14 protein-coding genes and 4 pseudogenes are annotated in these 19,220 nt (G+C 68.2%); 3 read left to right on the top strand and 15 right to left on the bottom strand.

The features are described 5' to 3' along the window. Positions 1 to 23: 23 nt before the first annotated feature. The 7 genes and pseudogenes from BLW82_RS42525 to BLW82_RS42500 all read right to left on the bottom strand — a co-directional run bounded on the left by BLW82_RS42525 (position 24) and on the right by BLW82_RS42500 (position 8,763). Complete coding sequence (locus BLW82_RS42525) at positions 24 to 1,655, bottom strand: glycoside hydrolase family 27 protein (RefSeq protein ID WP_177233247.1); 1,632 nt, start codon at positions 1,653 to 1,655, stop codon at positions 24 to 26. A 43-nt stretch (positions 1,656 to 1,698) separates the two neighbouring features. Next, positions 1,699 to 2,676 (bottom strand): annotated as a pseudogene (locus BLW82_RS42520) (arabinofuranosidase catalytic domain-containing protein); the annotation flags it as partial. Positions 2,677 to 3,143: 467 nt separating this feature from the next. Beyond that, on the bottom strand, positions 3,144 to 4,382 hold the full coding sequence (locus tag BLW82_RS42515) for a glycoside hydrolase family 10 protein (RefSeq protein ID WP_371131462.1): 1,239 nt from the start codon (positions 4,380 to 4,382) through the stop codon (positions 3,144 to 3,146). Next, entirely contained in the window at positions 4,379 to 4,612 is a 234-nt protein-coding gene (locus BLW82_RS46450; protein WP_371131461.1) for a hypothetical protein, read from the bottom strand. The genes BLW82_RS42515 and BLW82_RS46450 overlap by 4 nt, the downstream gene beginning before the upstream one ends. Before the next feature lie 67 nt (positions 4,613 to 4,679). Next, positions 4,680 to 5,828 (bottom strand): SGNH/GDSL hydrolase family protein, encoded by a 1,149-nt coding sequence (locus BLW82_RS42510; protein WP_093507740.1) that lies wholly within the window; start codon positions 5,826 to 5,828, stop codon positions 4,680 to 4,682. 420 nt (positions 5,829 to 6,248) lie between these two features. Next, positions 6,249 to 7,847, bottom strand: a complete 1,599-nt coding sequence (locus BLW82_RS42505; protein ID WP_371131460.1) for an arabinofuranosidase catalytic domain-containing protein — start codon at positions 7,845 to 7,847, stop codon at positions 6,249 to 6,251. Positions 7,848 to 8,514: 667 nt separating this feature from the next. Beyond that, a complete protein-coding gene (locus tag BLW82_RS42500) occupies positions 8,515 to 8,763 on the bottom strand; it encodes a L,D-transpeptidase family protein (RefSeq protein WP_371131528.1) in 249 nt (82 codons plus the stop codon). Between BLW82_RS42500 and BLW82_RS45985 the strand changes: the two genes are divergently transcribed. Next, positions 8,728 to 8,904, top strand: coding sequence for a hypothetical protein (locus tag BLW82_RS45985; protein ID WP_256216161.1), 177 nt, complete (start codon positions 8,728 to 8,730; stop codon positions 8,902 to 8,904). The genes BLW82_RS42500 and BLW82_RS45985 overlap by 36 nt on opposite strands. A 379-nt stretch (positions 8,905 to 9,283) precedes the next feature. Here BLW82_RS45985 and BLW82_RS42495 read toward each other — a convergent pair. The 6 genes and pseudogenes from BLW82_RS42495 to BLW82_RS42470 all read right to left on the bottom strand — a co-directional run. Then, a pseudogene (locus BLW82_RS42495) lies at positions 9,284 to 9,694 on the bottom strand (hypothetical protein); the annotation flags it as partial. A gap of 155 nt (positions 9,695 to 9,849) precedes the next feature. Continuing rightward, positions 9,850 to 10,137, bottom strand: a complete 288-nt coding sequence (locus BLW82_RS42490) for an RraA family protein (protein ID WP_371131459.1) — start codon at positions 10,135 to 10,137, stop codon at positions 9,850 to 9,852. A 529-nt stretch (positions 10,138 to 10,666) separates the two neighbouring features. After that, the gene (locus BLW82_RS46445; protein WP_371131527.1) at positions 10,667 to 10,975 is read right to left on the bottom strand and encodes a molybdenum cofactor biosysynthesis protein; all 309 of its coding nucleotides are present in this window, start codon (positions 10,973 to 10,975) and stop codon (positions 10,667 to 10,669) included. 680 nt (positions 10,976 to 11,655) lie between these two features. Next, positions 11,656 to 11,894: pseudogene (locus BLW82_RS45980) on the bottom strand (hypothetical protein); the annotation flags it as partial. A 220-nt stretch (positions 11,895 to 12,114) separates the two neighbouring features. After that, a complete protein-coding gene (locus tag BLW82_RS42475; protein WP_093507737.1) occupies positions 12,115 to 12,999 on the bottom strand; it encodes an MBL fold metallo-hydrolase in 885 nt (294 codons plus the stop codon). Between the two features lie 395 nt (positions 13,000 to 13,394). Beyond that, complete coding sequence (locus BLW82_RS42470; protein WP_093507736.1) at positions 13,395 to 13,937, bottom strand: carboxymuconolactone decarboxylase family protein; 543 nt, start codon at positions 13,935 to 13,937, stop codon at positions 13,395 to 13,397. Positions 13,938 to 14,390: 453 nt separating this feature from the next. On the opposite strand from BLW82_RS42470, the gene BLW82_RS42465 reads away from it, so the two are divergent. Further along, positions 14,391 to 15,335, top strand: a complete 945-nt coding sequence (locus tag BLW82_RS42465) for an AraC family transcriptional regulator (RefSeq protein WP_093507735.1) — start codon at positions 14,391 to 14,393, stop codon at positions 15,333 to 15,335. A 538-nt stretch (positions 15,336 to 15,873) separates the two neighbouring features. On the opposite strand, the gene BLW82_RS42460 is transcribed toward BLW82_RS42465, so the two are convergent. Further along, entirely contained in the window at positions 15,874 to 16,191 is a 318-nt protein-coding gene (locus tag BLW82_RS42460) for an EthD family reductase (RefSeq protein ID WP_218162401.1), read from the bottom strand. After that, positions 16,188 to 16,751 carry a dihydrofolate reductase family protein gene (locus tag BLW82_RS42455; protein ID WP_093507734.1) on the bottom strand — a complete coding sequence of 188 codons (564 nt, stop codon included), beginning with the start codon at positions 16,749 to 16,751 and terminating at the stop codon, positions 16,188 to 16,190. The genes BLW82_RS42460 and BLW82_RS42455 overlap by 4 nt, the downstream gene beginning before the upstream one ends. Before the next feature lie 1,473 nt (positions 16,752 to 18,224). On the opposite strand from BLW82_RS42455, the pseudogene BLW82_RS42440 reads away from it, so the two are divergent. After that, a pseudogene (locus BLW82_RS42440) lies at positions 18,225 to 18,985 on the top strand (IS110 family transposase); the annotation flags it as partial. Positions 18,986 to 19,220 lie beyond the last annotated feature (235 nt).

The following is a 19,220-nucleotide window of genomic DNA, read 5'->3' as shown; positions in this document are numbered from 1 at the left end:
GGCGGTGCGAGGGGCAGGGGGAGTCAGCCCAGCGTCCACTGCTGGCCGCTGCTCCCGTTGCAGGTCCACAGCTCGGCGAGGGTTCCGTCGGCCGTGGCCCCACCGGTGACGTCCAGGCACAGGCCGGACTGGAGGCCGGTGATGGTGCCGTCGGAGTTCAGCGTCCACTGCTGGTTGCTCTGGCCGTTGCACTGCCAGATCTCCACCTTCGTGCCCGGCGTGGTCTGGTTGTTGTAGGCGTCCAGGCACATCTGCCCGGTGCCGGAGTAGACGGTGAGCAGGTCGGATGCGGTGTGTGTCCAGGTCTGGTTGGCGCCGCCGTTGCAGGTCCAGATCTCCACCTGGGTACCTGCGGTGGTGGTGGAGTTGGGCACGTCCAGGCACTTGCCCGCGCCGACCGCGTGCAGTTCCCCTGTCACGCCGGTGCCTCCGCCGCTGCTGGTGCCGCCCGCGACCCGGTACATGACCGTGCCGTGGGCCGGTACCGAGGCGCTGATGGTGCCTGAGGTGGTCGAGGACCCGCCCGACCACAGATCGGTGAGGGTGTAGGCGGACGCTCCGGTCTTCCCGATCGCGGCCGCGGTGGTGGTGATGGTCGCCGTGGAGCCCGTCTCGTTGAACAGCGCGACCGACACGTCCCCGTTCGCGAGCGGCTTGGCCAGCACGTCCAGGCCGCCGGCGGACGACACCATGGTGCCCTGCTTGCCGAGGGTGTCCTGGTCGACCGCGATCACCCGGGAGTTGGTCAGCGTGGACAGGGTGGAGGCGCTCGCCTGGGGGATGTTGGTGCCGGCGATGAGCGGCGCGGCCATCTCCGCCCAGAGGCTGAACTCGCTGCGGTTCTCGGTGGCCGTCATCGAGCCGTTGCCGACCTCCAGCATGTCCGGGTCGTTCCAGTGGCCGGGTCCGGCGTAGGAGGCCAGCGCCACGTTGCTGTGGAAGATCGACAGCATGCTGGAGAAGGTCGAGGTGATGTCTCCCGTGGTGCGCCAGCTGTTGCCCACGTCGGCGCCCCAGGTCCACACGTTCTCCTGGCCCCAGTTGCACAGGCTGTACAGGATCGGTCGGCCGGTGGCCGCGAGCGCGTCCCGCATCGCGGTGTACCGGGTCCGGGCCGGCACGCCGGTGTTGTTGCAGTTGTCGTACTTCAGGTAGTCCACGCCCCACGACGCGAACGACTGCGCGTCCGTGCTCTCGTGGCCGAGGCTGCCCGGGTATCCCGCGCAGGTGGCGGTGCCCGCGTCCTCGTAGATACCCAGCTTCAGGCCCAGCGAGTGGACGTAGTCGGCGGTGCCCTTGATGCCGTCGGGGAACTTCGCCGGATCCGGCACCAGGCGACCGCCCGAGTCGCGGCTGTGGGTCATCCAGCAGTCGTCGATGTTGACGTACGAATAGCCCGCCGCCTGCATGCCGTTGGTGTGCATCGCCTGGGCAGTGGACTTGATCAGCGCCTCGGAGACGTCGCAGCCGTAGGCGTTCCAGTCGTTGAAGCCCATCTGCGGAGTCGGCGCGAGTCCATTGCCGAGAGCGACGGCGGGTGGTGCGGTGGCGAGGGCGATCAGGGGTGCGGCCACGGCGAGCAGCACGGCCGAGAGGATGAGCGCCAGGGTTCTGCGCAGGGACAGCAGTGAGGGCAGCGGAGTGGTCGTGGGCATGGGGCATCTGCTCCTGAACCGGGTCGGGGAAACTGACGGGCGTTCAGCGATAGTTGGCGGCGGTGACGTTGGCCTGCACCGCGTTGTCGGTCGCGTCGGAGGGATAGCCTGCGACGACGGCTCCCTCGTAGAAGGTGCCGGCGCTCAGGTTGGCGCCGCCGCCGGGCTTGCAGCAGTCGCCGCCGCTGCCCAGGACGATGGCCCCTTGTTTCCTCATGGGGCTGTATCCGCCGGGCAGCGCGCCGTCCCACAGGGTGGTCAGGCCGCCCGACTGGGCGTTGCCGCCCTTGAGGGCGAACCTGGACGTGCCGTTGTTCTTCAGCATCGCCGTGACGAACTTGGAGGCGAACGCCCGCTGGTTGGGGTTCCAGGACGTGCTGCCGCCTGGGTACAGCCCCCATTCGAGATCGGCCTGCACCCAGGGACCGCTTCCAGAACAGCCGCCGAACCAGCACTCGGTGCCGAAGTTGATCGCGTCCATCGCTCCGGCCGCGTCGGCCTTCCTGCTCGTCTCGCTGTTGCCGTAGTCGAAGCAGCAGCCGCCGTTGACGTGGGTGCCGCTGGTCACCATGTACGCCCCCTCGGGGGCCGCACCGGTCGGCACGCCCGTCAGGTGGCCGTCCCGCCAGTAGCTGTTCCCGGGGTTGATGTACAGCGAGTACGCCTTGGTGCCCCCGGCGGTCAGCGACTCGGACGTCGCCTTCGCGGGGCTGCTCTGGCTCGATCCCGGGACCTGGGCCGAGCCCTGGTACCACAGGTCGTTGCCGTGTCCTGACTGGTCGCGGACGACCGTGATCACGCAACTGGTGCCCGCGCAGAAGGCGTCCTGGGCCGCGGCGTCGGCGAAGCCGCCCGGCGCCAGCACGCCGATGTCCCGGGTCGCACTGTCCGAGGCGCGCCTGACTTGGTACAGCGGGCCGTTGTACGAGCCGTAGAGGGCGCGCACCGTGCTGTGCGCGGCGACGCACGGGGTACCGCCCGCGGCGTAGATGTCGCACGGGCCGGACCCCCTGGGCGCCGGACTCACCGCAGGTGCCGCCGACGCCGGCGCGGACCATGTCGGCCCGGTCGCCGGCAGCACGGCCGGCAGTCCCATCACGATTACGGCGGCCGCCGCGGACAAGCGCGACGCACGAGCGGTGGGGCGACAGGGCGGAGCGGATGGAGGCTGCATTCTGTGTCCTCGCGTGGGCGGGGGGAAGGGACGGAGAGTGCCGTGCCTGTCCGAGAAGGAGCGCGCGGGGTGTCGACCGCTCCCGTCAGCGTGCCCGAGAGCACTCACAGGGAACGCTCATACATCCCATGTCGCATAGTGATCCCACAGGCCCAACACCCTGTCAATAGAAGCCTCTTGGCAATTCAGCGCTTGATACATCCCATGTATGGGTCATGATGAGGCCGTGTGAGGGCATGGCTGAACCGCGCCCGGCGACCGCTGCGGTACCGAGCGCGGGTTGTCGCTTTCCGGCCTACCTCGCGCCGATCACCTCACCCGAGATTCCAGTGCTGATGGGCGCCGCCGTCGGAGTCCCACACCTGGACGGGACTTCCGTCGGCGGTCTGCCCTGCGGGCACTTCCAGCGCCCTGCCGGAGGCGACGTCGGTCAGGGTGTACGAACCGTCGCCGTTCCGGCTCGCCCGCCAGTGCTGGTTGGCACCGCCGTTGGCGTCCCAGATCTCCATCCGCGTGCCGTTGCCCGTCCGGCCACCCGGCTCGTCGAGAACCCGCCCGCTGCCGACATTCGTCAGCGTGTACGAACCATCGCTGTTCTGGCTCGCCCGCCACTGCTGGTTCGCGGCGCTGTTGGCGTCCCAGACCTGCAGGGACGTGCCGTTGGCCGTCTGCCCGCCCGGCACGTCCAGCGCCCGGCCCGCGGCGACGTCTGTCAAGGAGTACACCGTCCCCGGGACGATGCCGCCCGGGTTGCCGCCCCCACCGCCGCCCAGGGCGCTCAGGACCGAGCCGTAGGCGGGCTTCTTGTTGCCTCCGCCGTCGAACAGCAGGGGGTTGTCCCCGCTCCGCCAGGAGTCGCTGTCCCGGATGCCCCAGACGGTGATGCCGGCCCAGCGGGCCACGTTCATACAGGCTTTGACGGTGTTCGCGTACGCCGTGGCCGGTGCCTGCGCGATGTCCAGTTCGGTGATCTGTACGTCCACGCCGAGCGCGGCGAAGTTCGACAGGGTGGTCTGGAAGCTCGACGGCGGGCCGCCGGTGCCGAAGTGGGACTGGAAGCCGACGCAGCCGGTGGGCACGCCACGGGACTTGAAGTCGCGCACCATGGCGTAGACGCCCTGGGTCTTGGCGTCCGACCAGTTCTCGATGTTGTAGTCGTTGTAGCAGAGCCTGGCCGACGGGTCGGCGGCCCGGGCGGTGCGGAAGGCCTCTTCGATGAACCCGTTGCCCAGCACGTTCTGGAACACCGAGCTGCGGTGCTGGCTGCTGCCGTCCGCGAACGCCTCGTTGACCACGTCCCAGGCGTAGATCTTGTTCTTGAAGTGGGTCATCTCGGTGGTGATGTGGTTGTCCATCACACTGCGCAGGGTGTTCGCGTCGGTGATGGAACTGACCCAGTTGGGCAGTTGAGAGTGCCAAACGAGCGTATGCCCGCGCATCCTCTGCCCGTGTGCGGTGGCGTGGCTGACGATCTGGTCGCCGGGCCCGAAGTTGAAGGTGCCGCGAGAGGGTTCGGTGGTGTCCCACTTCATCTCGTTCTCGGGCGTGATCATGTTGAACTCGCGGTCCAGGATCCCCGAGTAGGTCGCGTCACCGAGCTTCCCGGCGCCACGGCCGTGCCGAAGTAGCGGCCGGTGTCGGCCGCTGCCGCGCCCAGTGTGCCGGCGGCCGCGTGGGCGGCGGGGTTGGCAGGGCCGGTCAGAGCCAGTGCCGTGGCGGCTGTCAGTACGGCTGCCAGGGCCAGGATCTTGCGCGGACGGGGCTCTTCGTTGAGCCAGGACATGAGGGATCGGTCTCCTTGTGTGGGGGGATGGCTCCGGCCGGGAGTCGGGCCCCGGGCCCGGGCGGGGTCACTGGGCCTGGATGACCGGCAGCTCGGTCCACTTCTGGTTGGCGCCGCCGTTGCAGTCCCACGGGACCAGTTGCGTTCCGTCGGCGGTGGACGAGCCGGAGTCGTCGAGGCAGCGGCCGGAGGCAGGGTTGCGGTAGCCGCCGTTGTACGCCTGCCATTGCTGGTTGCCGCCGCCGTTGCAGTCCCAGATCTCGATCCTCGCGCCGTTGGCGGTACCGCGGCCCGTTGCGTCGAGGCACTTGCCGAGCGCCCGCAGGGTGCCGTCGGAGAGGGCGGACCGCTGCTGTCCGACGGAGCCGTTGCATGGCGCGATGTCCGCGGCGGTTCCGTTGACGGTGCTGCCGTTGTTGACGTCGAGGCACTTCCCCGCGATTCCGGCGCGCACCTCACCACCCGCCGATGCCGGCGGCTTGATCCAGCCGGCCGCGTCCGCGGCCTGGACCCCGGCGTTGAAGGCGTCCGCCATCTTGCGGAAGCCGTTGTCGTTGGGGTGCAGGGCGTCGGAGAGATCCGCACTGGTCAGAGCGCTCATGTCCACCAGCCGTACATGTTTGCCGGCGGCCTGCTCGGCTTGCACGATTCCGGGGAGCCTGGCGTTGAACTCGGGACGGACGGCCTCCTCGGTGCCGCTGGTGGAGACGATCACGGTGCCGACGAGGACGGTCGCGTCGGGGGCATCGCGGGTGATCTGGTCGATGAGCGCGCGGAGCCGGTCGGGGGCGGTCGGGACCTGGTAATTGCCGTTCAGGTCATTGGTGCCGATCTCCAGAGTGACCACGTTGGGGCGGTAACCAGCCAGCACGGAGTCGGCGATGCCGGCGGTCTGGTCGATCCGCCAGCCGGAGTGGCCTTCGTTGTCCGGGTCGGACATGGTGCCGTTGCGGCCCGAGCCGACGAAGTCCAGAGCATGCCCCTCGGCCGACAGCTGGTTCCCCAGGAAACCGCGGTAGCTGTTCCCGGACGGGCTGCCGACGCCCCAGGTGATCGAGTCACCCAGCGGCATCAGCCGCAGGGGGGCGGGCGCGGTGGCGGCACCTTCGGCGGAGTGCAACGCCCCGGTGGCGGTGGCGGACGCCGCGGGTGGTGCCGCGCCGATGGCGAGTGCGGCCGTCAGCGCGGCGGCAAGGGACACCGAGCACTTCTTCATGAGCGTTCCTCACTGGTGCGGGACAGTGGGTGGGGAGAACGAGCACACGAATCGAACGGTCGGGTGGGGCTGACGTCCTGGTGAGTGCCGGCTGCGTTCTCGCAGGGCCCTCGGTGCGGTTTCCGGCCGGGGCTGCGGGCACCGCCGTGGACGTCCAGGCGCAGGCCGCCGTGCTGTTCCCGGAAGGAGGCCGAGCCCTCTGCCTGCCACACCGGCGGCCACAGACAGCCGGCCGCTCCGCCCGGGGCCTGCTGCACGATGCGGGCGTACCAACGGCCGTCGAACCACCGGACATACCGGAGAACGGCTGCTCCGCGGTGACGTTCCCGCGAGGTGCCGCGTCCGGGGGCCGGCGTCAGCAGCCGGTGACGAGTGGCCCGGGGCCGGTGGTGGGCCGGCCCCGGACCGGAGCCCTTCAGGTCAGGTGAGGCTCCATCGCTGGTTGGATCCACCGTTGCACGGCCAGAGTTCCGCCAAGGCGCCGTTGGCCGTGGAAGCGCCGGTGACGTCGAGGCACAGCCCGGACTGGAGGCCGGTGACGGTGCCGTCCGCGTTCACCTGCCACTGCTGGTTGGCACCCCCGTTGCACGGCCAGGTCACCACCTTCGTGCCGGCGGACGTCTGGTTGTCGTACGCGTCCAGGCACATCTGGCTGCTGCCGCTGTAGACGGTCAGCTGGCCCGAGGAGGTGTGGGTCCACGTCTGGTTGGCGCCGCCGCTGCAGTCCCAGATCTGCAGTTGTGTGCCGGCCGTGGTGGAGGAGTTCGGCACGTCCAGGCACTTGCCCGCGCCCACCGCGTGCAGCGCGCCGGTACTCGTCCCGCCCCCCGCGGAGTTGCCGTACCCGACTGCGGTGATGTTGGCCTGGACGGCGTTCTCCGTGGCGTCCGACGGGTAGCCGGAGGTCATCACGCCCTCGTAGAAGGTGCCTTGGGCACCCTTGCTGTTGTCGCCGCCGGTGCCCAGGATGATGGCGCCCTGCTTGCGCATCGGGTTGTATCCGGAGACGTTGGGGCGTACTCCGTCGTAGAACGTGGCCAGGCCGCCGGACTGCGCGTTGCCACCACGGATCGCCCAGTGATTCGGGCCACCCTTGATGATGGCGGTCGTGTAGCGGTAGTTGATGGTCGGGTCGTTGGCGTTGTAATGCTGGTTCACGCCGGAGAAGAGGCCGTTCTCCAGGTCGGCCATGATCCACGGACCGTTGCCCGAACCGTACCCCCACACCTTGATGTTGCCGAAGTAAATGGCCTCCATCGTGCCGTTCCCGTCGTCGTTGCTGTCCGTCTCGGCGTTGCCGTAGTCGAAGCAGCAGCCGCCGTTGTAGTGCGTGCCGTCGAAGATCGCGTACATGCCCTCGGCGTTGTCCCCGGTGGCGATGCCGTTCGTGTGGTTGTTCCGGTAGCCCGTACCGGGCGCCACGAATACGCCGTAAGCCTTGTGTCCGCCCACCGTGGTGGGCGCGGCGGTCGCGTTCGCGAGGTTGTCGGGTCCCCCCGCGGCACCGCCGCCGGGTGCCTGGGTGAGGTTGTTGTTCCGGCCGGACTGGTCGTAGATGACCGTGATCAGGCAGGACGTCCCCGAGCAGAACGAGTCCTGGGCGGCGGCGTCGGCATACCCGCCCGCGCTCAGGACCCCGATGTCGCGGGTGGAGTTGTCGGAGGCGCGCCGGACCTGGTACAGCGGCCCGTTGTACGAGGCGTACAGCGCTCGGGTGGTGCTGTGCGCCGCCACGCAGGGCGTGCCCCCTGCCGCGTAGATGTCACAGGGCCCGGACGTGGCGGCCTGAGCTGTGCCGGCCGTGGCCGTGGCGCCGGCCAGAGCACCGGCGACGAGCGCGGCTGCGGCCCCCGCCCGGGCGACCGTCTTCCACCGGGAACGGGCCGTGCCCGCCGACGGAGGGAGATGTGTCCGAGGCGATGCGCTTCGGGTCACGCCACGGTGCTGTACCGCCGCGAGTAACCGCTCGACGCTGTCGCGCCTGGGCAGCAGACGGCGCCTTGTACGTGTGGTTCCCATCTGGACTCCCTACCGTGCCGGTGCAACCCGGTCGGGTCGCGGTGGTGGCGGTGACACATGCCGAAGCACCTGAACGTGCCGTGGTGCAGTGGGATTGCCGAGAGACATCGGGGATGGCGGTGCTACCGGTCCCACAAAGGGTGCCAAGGGCCGGGAGACCCTTCCTGCGGTGCTTGCTGCGGAATCGATTCGACTGCTGATTGCCACGGTTCGCAAGCTCTTGGGAAGCACGAAAAGTTGCGATGGAACGGGCCCGGGCCGCGGCCCGGCCTACTGCCGCGACGGTGCCGGGGCCGCGCGAGTGTCGCCGACGGCCGGCCACCGAACCTACGGATGCCCCTTCATCAGGCCACTGAACAGGAAGGACTCCGAGCAGAACCAGATCACGGAGCACCGGGGCGAAAGCCACTCGCCGAAGCAGGCGCCCGCGCACGGGGATTGAAGCCGTTTGCGCTTCGCACTACGCGACTGGCCTGCGCAACGCCGGACGTGAAATCCCGTCGAATCTCTTGCGTCGAATCGGTTCGCCCTGACCTCGTAGCGTCGTGAGATGTGAAACGGGTTCGCAGCCCCACCCCGATGAAGAGGAGATTCCGCTTCCTGTCGCTGTCCGAAACCGTGCCACCCAGGACCGTGACTTCTTCAGGCCTGCCGTAGCGCATCCTGATTACCGCGCAACGATGGCGTGATCGCGGGAGTGCTCCACGCCGCCGATGAGCGAGTTGTCGTAGAACCAGGCGGCGTCGTGGGTGGGCTCGCCGCCGCCGCGGACATCGTCCAGGCCCACACAGCCGTGGCTCACGCCGACGTGCCCGAAGACGGAGTCAGGAGCCCAGTAGTCGCCATGGATGAAGGTGCCGGAGGTGGATGGGCGCATGGCATGCGGGACACGGTCGCGCCGTCCATCCGCGTGGATCTGAGCTTCTCGGAGATCACCATTTGCCCGTTGCAGGTGGTGCGGCCCGGCGCGCCGGAGGTGATCGGGACGGTACGGACCGTCCGGCCGTCACGGACGACGCGTATCGTGTGCAAGGCGGCGGCGATGGTGGAGACCTGATGGCGGCCGATGGGGAAACGGACGGTCTTTTCCTGGGTGCCGTACGCGTCCGTGGCGCCCTTCACACCGTTCAGGTGGAGGCTCAGGGTGACGCGGGTGTGCGCCTTCCAGTACGTCTGCGGGCGCAGGTGCAGGCGCCGGTCGCCGAAACCAGCGGCCGACGATCCACCGGCCGCTGTCGTCGGTGACGCGTATGCCGCGTTCGACCGCCTCCTTTTCGGCGACCGGTTTGCTGAAAGTCACCGACCCGCGCGGAGGACGTGGCACCGCAGTCGGGGCCCGCACAGGCGTTGAGGACCGACACACCGGCTGCCGCAGAGACGATCACGGTGAGGCGGGAGAGAAGGGGACACGATTGCTCCTGCGGACCTGGGGATCGTCATCGTGCGAGGGTGGCCGCGTCGCCCATGACCACGACGGGGTGGTCGGCGGGATCCAGCGTGCGCAGCAGCTGCTTCATGTGCGCCTTGGAGATGCTGACCCAGGCGGGCGTGGGACCGCCGTGGTCGACGTGGATCCATATGCCCCCGCACCGGCTCTCGCCCAAGGGCTCGGTGCCGTCCATCGGTGACGTACCGGGCAGGCGGTTGTAGCTGATGGCGATGACGTAGTCCAAGACTCCCCGGAGTGACTCGCCCTCCAGACCGACGTCGTCGGTGTAGAAGGCGCCCGACCGGTGATACGGCAGTTTGCCGCCGGGGTCGGCGAGGCGGCCTCCGGCATCGTGAGACCGAACACCCCTACGGGGCTGTGCAGGTCACCCCGCGTAGTGTTCGTCGGTCCAGCCCTTCTAGTACTCCAGCAGCGAGGCGTCGTCCGGAGTGTAGTTCGCTGATGGTGTGTCAGGGGTGGTCTTGCCGGACTGCCCCTCCAACGAGTGGACTCGTCGCCGGAAGTGGCAGCTGCGGGCGACGGCTTGGCGTCTGCGCCGCCAGTGCGACCGGCTCACTGCGTGAATGCGAAGCGGCCGGCGGGGCCGGGACGCGGAGCGAGTTGCCAGGCGCCGGAGATCTCGACGGCTTCGCCGAAGGCGTGGGGCATCACCGTGTCGCCACCCCAGCGGACTGCTTCCCCCTTGCACCACATGGCGAAGTCGTAGTCGCGGAGCTGGCCGAAGTCCCGCAGCCTCCCATCAGTCAGGATGCCGGCGAGTCCCGCACCGTCAGCCCTGGCGAGTTTGGTGCCGCCTCCGTGGGACACGTCGGGGTAGCCGCCGCTGGAGAGGACGAGCACCTGGTCGGCCGGGGACCCGGTTCCAAGCGCCCCGTAGAAGTAGTGCCTGAAGTCGCGGTCGGCTGCTACCTGGTCCTCACGGTAGGGCAGGTAGGAGATGGTGGCCGCAGGTACGAACAGGGGGCGAGGGGGGTCGGGACTCGACTCGCCATGGCAGGGACGTGGGCTCGGCCCATGGCGTCGACGAGTGTGGCGCAGCCCAGGCGGGCGGCTCTCGTGGCCCAGGTGTCGTTTCCCATGGGCTTCCTTTCCGGCGGCGCCGACCCGCGGCCGAGGTAGGCCGATCGCCGCGCGGCGCGGGACGCGTGCGGTTGTGGTGGTGGTGCCTGGCCAGTTTCACGGTGCCTGGCGCCGTTCGCGCTCCGTGCCACGCTCGAGCGGGTGAGCGCGTCTTGGTACGGCGGGTCCTCCAGAGCCGGGTGAAGCGCGGTTGTAGGGTCAGCGCCCACTCGGGGCACGTTCTTACCGCTGTCTTCTGGACGAGCTGGCGCGGGGCGTTGTGGTGGGGTGCCACCGGGCTCGGTGTCTGTCAGCTGGGGCTGACGGCGTGGAAGTCCGCGCGGCCGGTGCGGAGCACGCCGTCCGACAGCGGTGTGCACCGTACGCCGCCCTTGCCCCGCATGGCGCGCTGCGCGCCGGGGCCTATGACGGCGTCCATCCACGCGCAAGGGCGTGCAGCGCGGTTGACGGCGAAGACAACGGGGCCGGCGCCGGTGTCCAGGCAGACCGTCCACCCTACGTAGGCGTCGATGTCGACGCCTCGGAGCAGGATGTTCCGCCGGGTCTGCTGAAGGCCGGCGGCCGGGTCGATGCCGGTGGGCAGGTTCTCCTCGGACATGATGGTCACGGATGCGTCCCGGTGGGCTGGTTGGGCGAAGTACCGGTCGCCCACGATCCCGAGCCGGCTGCGGACGTGGATTTCCGGCACCAGTCCGCCGGCCGGGTCTGGGGATGGTCCTTGCGCCGGCCGTCCGGAGAAACGGTGCACCGGCGACACGAGGAGCTGCGCCACGTGCACCTCGTTCGGGGGCGTGCTGCGTGGGCTCAATCTGAGTGCATCCTCCTTGGACCGCTACTGCGGACGGCGCCGGCCGCCGTTCTGGCTGACCGCAGAGAACGGCTCGGACGCGTGGCTGTACGCCTCGCGTTACCCCGGTCGGCCCGCCGACAGCTCCAGGGACGTGCGGGACGGCCACGGCCCCCACCGCACCACGCAGTGATTCCTGATAGTAGGTGCGCCGTCCATGCCCGGCCAAACGCGCGGCGCGCACGTAGGCGTGCCGTACAGGCACGGTAGATCGCCCGTGCACCTGTGCGGGCGGGAGGGCTCCGTTTGTGTGACTCCCGAGTGACAAGCGGTTTGTGCTTGCAGAGGCTGGCGCCTGTGTCTGCACGGGTCGGGCCCTGCAGGTCTAGCTGCCCGTGGGGATTGACAGCGCGGTGACGCCGCGCATGTCGAGCCAGCTCGTTCCCTCCGTGCTCACCAGGGGTGGCCGCGGTGAACTGGGAGCTGCGGACCCGCCGGGCATCCAGCCCATCGGCTCCCGCCTCCAGGGCGGCGGCCATCAATGCCCGGTAGTCCACCGACAGCACCTCAGCCCCGGCCGCGAGTCCCGGTGAGTCACCGCCCGGCGTGGTCCCACCGGCTTCCGCTGCGACACGACGGGCACGGCGGGTGCATCCTCCTCGGCGAGCGCCTCCAGGGCGATCACACGGCGCCTGAGCGACTCTTCTGCCTCCGCCAAAGCCGCACGCACGCGCTCCAGCTCGGCTTCGAGGTCCTCCACTCGCACCGCCGCGGCTGCTCCGCTGCTCCTTGTGGCCGGGCGCGGTCGGTGCTGTCGAGAGCGAAGTAGCGCAGGGCCGTGAACTGAGCCTCGACGGTTGCGAGGGCCTGCCCCGCCTGTTTCAGAGGAATCCACTGAACTTCCGGCACGCCCTGCCTCTGGAGTGGAAGCGGCGCGTCGTTTCGGTAGGTCATTCCGCCAAGGCCGCGGGAATGTTGACGTTGAAGTGAATGAAGTCATACATGCTGTAGCCGCTGTAATCTTTCATTGCTAGCGCCTCTCGGATCTGCTCCTGCGACATGCCCTGTTCCTTCGCGTCTCGTGCCAGGCTCGTCAGACGTTCGATGTACGAGATCGAGTGCAGAATATCCGAGCGGTGCATGGTCGCACCGTGGCCTGGCACGATCAGGGTGTCGTCGTCGAGTATCTCGTACAGGCGCCGATAAGTGGCGAGCGAGTCGGCTACTCGGCCGTCGAGCAACCAGGGGAATGCGGGCGGCGGAGCCTGGAGGGCGTTGCCGACGAAAATGATGTTGTCTTCACGGATGCGTACGATGAGATCGCCCTCGGTCTGACAGAAGCCGATATAGGCGATGTCTACATGCTTACCGCCCAGGTCGACGGAGCATGATTCGGTCACCGTGATGTCCGCCGAGCGGGGCACCACCTCTTCGATGCCCTCATTCGCGCCGAGCAACCCGATCATGAATTCGCGGTCCTGTTCAAAACGCTCCTCGATGGTGCGTTTCGTCGCTTCGTGATGGATGATGACCGTCTGGGAAGGGAAGGCGAAGTTCCCGAAGCAGTGATCGCCGTGGAAGCTGGTGTTCACCAGAAACCGGATGGGCTTGGGGGTGATCTTGCGAACCTCGCCGATCACCTGTGAAGCCAGACGGCCGTTGCTCAGCGATTCGATCACCAGAACACCCGATTCGCCGACTACGAAGCCGGCATTCGTCGCCGTGTGGTCGGCTTCGTCGACGTCCGCGGCCATGACGGCGTACACATTGTCACCTATTGACCGTGCGCGCATGGTGACGTCGGCCAGTTCGAACGGCTTGCTCTTCTGCTGCATTGTTCCTCCTCTGACATGGTGGCTGATCGAAAAAGATTTGTGCCGCACCGACAGGTTTTTCATAACTGCGGGGGCGGGGGCGGGCGTAGCGATCGCGGATACGGATGGCTACCGCAATAACCGGGCTGCTTCGACTGCGAGCCGCGCTCGGCTCCGGACATTACCGCGATAGGTGCTGTATCGCCGGTTGAGGTGGTCCGCGAAGAGTCACGCGAGGTACGTGTGGTGTGCGGGGGCGGGGTTCTTCGCCGCATCACGCTGCACTGGGCGATGGACGAAGGGCCCCCTACTGACTCCCCGGGGCCACCCGCTCGGCCCGGGCGTACGCGACCTCTAGTGAGAAGCGGCCCGCCGTGTGCAATCCACCGGCACGCCCGCGGGGGTGAGGCGGTTTCCTACCGAGGCGTGACGAGGTCGGGGTACTCGTTGGGGGTGTCATTGAACCGGTTGAAGTAATTGGTCAGGGTATTGAGCGCGATGTTGCCGATCACCTCGGCTATCTGCGCGTCCGTGACCCCGGCGTGCCGGGCCTTTCGGACGTCTTCGTCGGCGACCGAACCGCGGCCCCGGGAGATGGCGTCGGAGAGTTTGAGGATGGCGTCCGTGTGAGGGTCGCTGGAGGCGGCGTCCCGGGCCATCGAGATCTCGGCTTCGTCCACCTTGGTGACGTTCTTCGCGAGGAAGTTGTGGGCCGACAGGCAGTAGGTGCACCGGTTGTACTCGGCACTGCTCAGAGCCAGCCGCTCACGGACCGCTGGCGGCAGGACGCCCTCCTTCAGGGCTCCGGCCAGTGCGAGCCATGCCTTGAGAACGGCCGGGCTGCTGGCCATGTACTGGGCCATGTTCGGGATGGCGCCGAAGGTCTTCCGCATCTGGGTATAGAGGTCCGCGACCTCGTCGGCTGCCTCGTCCGGTGTGACCGGCATGAGCATGGTCATTGTTGCTCCTTCTCTCGGGGCGGCATCGCCTTGCTGACTCGAGTTTGCGCAGACCGGGATGCGACAGACAGGCTGCTCAGGATCATTTTTCGGCTCGAATGTCTCAAGATGGCGGGGCGCGTGGAAGGCTCGCCGGCTCACCGGACGTGGCCCGGACGGAGAACCTCCGGGAGCCGGCGCTTGCGACACTAGGAATGTCAGCGGTAGATGCCACCCTGCGCACTCGTTCTCAGTACCTGCACGAGGGTCGTGAACACGGTGCGCTCGTCGACCGGCGCGAGTTCTGTCTGCCCGGGGTGCGGAAGGACAGCTGCACCGGTCGACCACCGCTCCAACTCGGACGGCCGGGCCGGCCCTACCGTCCGCCGGCCCCGACGCTCCGAGGGTCCGTGGCTCCACTGCGGGCAAGATCGCCACTCGGGACACCGTCTCAACCTCCGAAAGACACACACGATGGATCCGGTAAGTCATCTCCTTCGCCTGGCAAAAGTCACTGCGACGCTCGACAAACGTTGCCTGCTGGGCGCAGCCACCAGGATGGACGTGGGCAAGCGGCAAATCCTTGAAGCGCAGTTCCATGTACTCCTGGAAGGGGAATGCCAGCTGCAAGTTTCCAATATGCTGCTGGATATGAAGCCGGGTGATTTCGTGTTGATTCCCAGTGGGGCGGCACACCGGGTTATTACTCCAGGTAGATATCCTGAGGTTCCGACGGCCGAGGTAGAGGAAGAGCCGTTCATCACCACGCGTAGTGCGGATGGCGGACATCCCGTGATCGACTTGTTCTGTGGGCACTATGCATTCGATCCCGGAGCCGGCGCCGTCTTGTTCCGCACGCTCCCGGATCCCGTCCATGTGTCATTCGGTGCTTCCGCTGAAACTGACACAATGCTGCGAACCCTCAGTGAACTCATGCGCAGCGAGGCCGGACACAAGGGGCCGGGTACGTCGGTGATCCTCTCCGCCTTTTCCACTGTGCTTCTTGCCATGGTTCTTCGATCTGACCGAGGACCCGCGACCGGAGAAACCTTGTGGACCGCGACATCGGACCCTCATATTGCAGAAGTTGTGCAGGCAGTCCTGGAAAGTCCGGGAAATGATTGGTCCATCACGCGGCTCGCGCAGCTAGCAGCTATGTCGCGAGCGACTTTCCTGCGACGCTTCACGAGGGAGACTGGAATGACAGTCGGTGTCTTTCTCGCACGGTCGCGCGTGATGGCAGCGGCGGAGATTCTGTCATCTACGGGAGACACGGTTGCCACCGTCGCGGGCCTTGTCGGATACGGATCCGAGTCCGCCTTTTCTCGCGTCTTCCGATCCGAAGTCGGGATGTCTCCCGCAGAGTTCCGGCGCGACCAGGTTCGACGAGAGAGGCATCTCCGTGGAATCAGGACGTGATGAAGCGGCGGTGCTTGCTTGACAACAGGTCTCCATGATCGGGATGGCGTCATAGAGGCGGGCAGGTTCGTGACCCCAGCAACCGCAGCCGTCCTGGCTCTCTTCCTCGCACACGAGCCCCGCTGGCGGGACCGACGCGCTCCTCTGGCCCGTCGTGTGGCACCTCGCAACGCATCAAGTGAGCAGGGTGGGCCCGGCGGCCAAGCGCCGGCCCACCTCCCTCTAACTCTAGTCGTGCTGGGTGAGCACGCCGGGCTTGTTCTGTGGCCGTACCGCCTGGGGCGAACGGGGCCGTGCCACACGTCGAGGTGTCGTGCATGGACGCCGACCGCGAACGTCGGCCTGAATTGCGAGACGGCCATGTTCGAGGACACGGCTCCGGTAGGGCCACGACGGGCCGTCCCCCGTTGATGGTCTGCTGTCGCTCGCCCGAGGTCGGTAGCCGGTCCACTCGCGACACTCGGGCAAACAGACGTCTTCGAAAGGGTAGACACGGACCATCCAGTGGGCCGCGCTCCCCAATTGCGCGTTCGCGCCCCTACAGCACGCTCTCGTCGACCGTGTAGATCATGCTCCGGACCGGGGTGAGCTCTTGGAGTCGGGCCGAATCGGCTGCGTTAGCGCGCCCTGCGGAGGAGGCAAAGGCTGCACGTAGTTCCTCCATCGTGTCCCATTCCAATTCGGCGACCAGGTAGTACGGTTCGCCGCCGCGGACGGCGACCGCGTCGCGCCCGAGCGTGTAGCAGCGCAGCCCCGGGAGTCGGCGTACGAGCGGGAGGTGGACGTCGCGGTAGTGGCGGTCGAATGCTGCGGGGTCGGCCGGTGTCTCGTACAAGACGATGAAGCGGGCGGTCAACGGGTGGCCCTGCGGTAGCGGGTGAGGACGGCGGGACCGACCTGCTGCGCCGACAGGAACTCCAGCTCCGCGCGAGGGCCGCCCGCGGGGAAGAGCCGGTCGCCGGTGCCGAGGACGGTGGGGAAGGTCAGCAGCCGGTACTCGTCGATCAGGTCCTCGGCCATCAGTTGGTGCACGATGCTGAGGCTGCCGATGACGACCACATCGCGCGGTTCGTGCTTGACGGCGTCGATGACGTCGCCTTCCAGGATCCGCGAGTTCGCCCACGCCGCGGTGTCCGTGCCGCTCGGCGCGCGGGAGGCGACCAGTTTTGGGGCGGCGTTCATGCGTGCGGCGAACGGGTCCTCACGTCCGGGCCACAGGCGGGAAAAGATCTGCCAGGTCGTGCGCCCGAACAGCAGCACGCCGTCGTCCAGCGTGCGGCCGAGTCGGAACTTGTCCCCGTCGATGACTTCACGGCCGTGCCGCAGCGCCCAACCGCCCAGCGGCGTCCTCTCCGCACCGGTGGGGTCGGACATGATCCCGTCTACGGTGACGAACCCGATCACGATAATGCTCACAGCGATGTCCCTCTCGCTCAGGTCGAGTGCTCACCGGTACATACCGGCGCCGCCCACCCGACTCATCGCTCCGGCGCGAAATCCCCGGCAGGAATGTGCCGCGGCAGCTCGAAGACGTCGAAGACGCCCGGATCGGCGAAGACGACGTTGTGCGCCACCAGGCCGCCGGTGACGGTGGACACCTGCAGGATGTGAGCCGGTGCCCGCCGCCGGGTTCTGGCGCGTATGCCGCCAGCGCAGGCTGCCCGTTCGCCGAGAGCTCCCGCGCGGCCCGGCCGGTGCCGCGCGTCCGGGAGACGCGCTCCAGGAACCGGCCGTAGTCTCAAGAGCGCGTGATGCGGCGGTCGATCTTGCTCTGCACCGTGTCGCACGGCGTGGCTGAAGCTGGCCCGCCGCTGCTCCGCACCGCTGGACGCAGTGGAGCCCCGCCGACGGTCCGCGGCACTGCAACTGCAGCTCCTGGACGTCGTCAACGCAGCTGAGACACTCCATCGTGCTCTGCACGAGGAACCGACGGAGCATCCATTCGCGGACAGCGTGCGCAAGGCGCTCGAGGACGCGCGAGGATTCAACGGTGCCCAGCGCCGCGACGTACGTGCCGCAGTCAAGGTGTTCATGGACATCACGCTGGAGAAGCGCCTCCTGGTCCTGGCCGAAGAGCTCGGGCCCAAGAGGTGTGCCAGTGGCTCTTCAACGGCACGGTGAGACCGTGGACCTATGTGACGGCCCGCATCCGCAATGTACTGAGCCACGGCCTCACTGTCTCCGACGGAGTCCACGAAAGATCCCGGGGCGCTCGCGGGCGCGCTGCACCTGACCGAGGCCGTCATCACGCTCCGGCTCCTCACCCAGGCCGGCCCGCCCTCAGGCACGGCCCTGACCACACAGCTCGGCAGGCGTCCCGGGATGCGCTCCCTGGCAAACCAGAGCGTCGCCAACCGGCCCGCCCTTGCCCACCACATCAACCGGAACCAGTGGCCACAGCCCCAGCCCGAACCCTTCGAAGGCGAGAACCGCTCCGGTTCTCGCCGCTGACGGCTTGATGCCATCTCCGCTCGCATCGCGTCATCAAGACCACCCCTGCCCTCGTGGCTATCCGTACTCATCCAAGGTGAGTACAGGGCCAGTTGGTGCCGCAGCACCCCTACGGCCCCGGCCGGGCGGCTTGTCCGTCCGGCGGCGCGCGGCCCCGCCGTCGCGCCCGATCCCCCGTTATGTTTTGCGCGGTTCCGCAACGGGGCCGCTGGCCTCCGGGCCCGGCACGGCTGTTCCCCCCTGTCGAACGGATGACCTGGGGGGTGGTGTCACCGGGCTCGGGAGGCGCCGTTGGAGACGCTGATGAGAGGTCCGACCACCGCCTGGCCTGACGCAATGCCAGGCCGCTCGCGGGCGGCAGGTCTGCATAAGGTGGATGCGCGCAAACGACGCCGACGCCCTGGCCAGCACCGCACGAACCCCGTTCGGGAGGATGGGTTGGACGACATCGACGACGTGGGCGTCTTCCTTGGTCTGGACGTCGGCGAGAGCGCTCATCACGGGCACGGGCTGACCCCGGCCGCGAAGAAGGTCTTCGACAAGCAGCTGCCCAACAGCGAGCCGAAACTGCGGGCCGTCTTCGACAAGCTGGCCGCGAAGTTCGCCACCGTGCTGGTGATCGTGGACCAGCCCGCCTCGATCGGAGCCCTGCCTCTGACGGTCGCCCGGGACGCCGGCTGCAAGGTTGCCTACCTGCCCGGACTCTCGATGCGGCGGATCGCCGATCTCTACCCGGGCGAGGCGAAGACCGACGCCCGCGACGCGGCCGTGATCGCCGACGCCGCGAGGACGATGCCGCACACCCTGCGCTCGCTGGAACTGACCGACGAGATCACCGCAGAGCTGACCGTGCTGGTGGGCTTCGACCAGGACCTGGCGGCCGAAGCCACCCGCACCTCCAACCGGATACGCGGCCTGCTCACCCAGTTCCACCCCAGCCTGGAACGCGTCCTCGGCCCGCGCCTGGACCACCCGGCCGTGACCTGGCTGCTGGAACGCCACGGATCTCCGGCCGCCCTGCAGAAGCGGGTCGTCGCAGGCTCGTTGAAGTCATCCGGCCCAAGGCCCCGCGCATGGCTCAGCGACTGATCGACGAGATCTTCGACGCCCTCGACGAGCAGACCGTCGTCGTCCCCGGGACCGGCACGCTCGACGTCGTGATCCCGTCGCTGGCCCGCTCGCTCGCGGCCGTCCACGAACTGGGCGTCGGCCAGTGCGGACGCGACCGCGTCGACTAGGGCCCGTAGCGCGGTCGGATCGTGCTGCAGTTCGGGCTGGAGTCGTTCGGCGGTGCTCTGGGCCATCGGCATGACGAACCACTCAGCCCGGGGGGGGCTGAAGTCGAGGACTGGCATCACGTGACGGTTGGTGCCGAGTCTCTGCGCTACCTCGATCTCGCGGGGCATCCTTGCGGTCAGGTTCTCGCGCAGCGAG

Origin of the sequence: Streptomyces sp. Ag109_O5-10 (assembly GCF_900105755.1) — a bacterium.
Classification (GTDB): Bacteria; Actinomycetota; Actinomycetes; order Streptomycetales; family Streptomycetaceae; genus Streptomyces.
The sequence above is the reverse complement of the archived record's forward strand: the minus strand, read 5'-3'. Positions and strand labels throughout refer to the sequence as shown.

Bases quoted from the DNA above. Each gene is read 5' to 3' on its own strand.
- BLW82_RS42525 (WP_177233247.1), bottom strand. From the start codon at position 1,655: ATGCCCACGACCACTCCGCTGCCCTCACTGCTGTCCCTGCGCAGAACC.
- BLW82_RS42515 (WP_371131462.1), bottom strand. From the start codon at position 4,382: ATGATCACGCCCGAGAACGAGATGAAGTGGGACACCACCGAACCCTCT.
- BLW82_RS46450 (WP_371131461.1), bottom strand. From the start codon at position 4,612: ATGTCCTGGCTCAACGAAGAGCCCCGTCCGCGCAAGATCCTGGCCCTG.
- BLW82_RS42510 (WP_093507740.1), bottom strand. From the start codon at position 5,828: ATGAAGAAGTGCTCGGTGTCCCTTGCCGCCGCGCTGACGGCCGCACTC.
- BLW82_RS42505 (WP_371131460.1), bottom strand. From the start codon at position 7,847: ATGGGAACCACACGTACAAGGCGCCGTCTGCTGCCCAGGCGCGACAGC.
- BLW82_RS45985 (WP_256216161.1), top strand. From the start codon at position 8,728: ATGCGGGACACGGTCGCGCCGTCCATCCGCGTGGATCTGAGCTTCTCG.
- BLW82_RS46445 (WP_371131527.1), bottom strand. From the start codon at position 10,975: ATGTCCGAGGAGAACCTGCCCACCGGCATCGACCCGGCCGCCGGCCTT.
- BLW82_RS42475 (WP_093507737.1), bottom strand. From the start codon at position 12,999: ATGCAGCAGAAGAGCAAGCCGTTCGAACTGGCCGACGTCACCATGCGC.
- BLW82_RS42470 (WP_093507736.1), bottom strand. From the start codon at position 13,937: ATGACCATGCTCATGCCGGTCACACCGGACGAGGCAGCCGACGAGGTC.
- BLW82_RS42465 (WP_093507735.1), top strand. From the start codon at position 14,391: ATGGATCCGGTAAGTCATCTCCTTCGCCTGGCAAAAGTCACTGCGACG.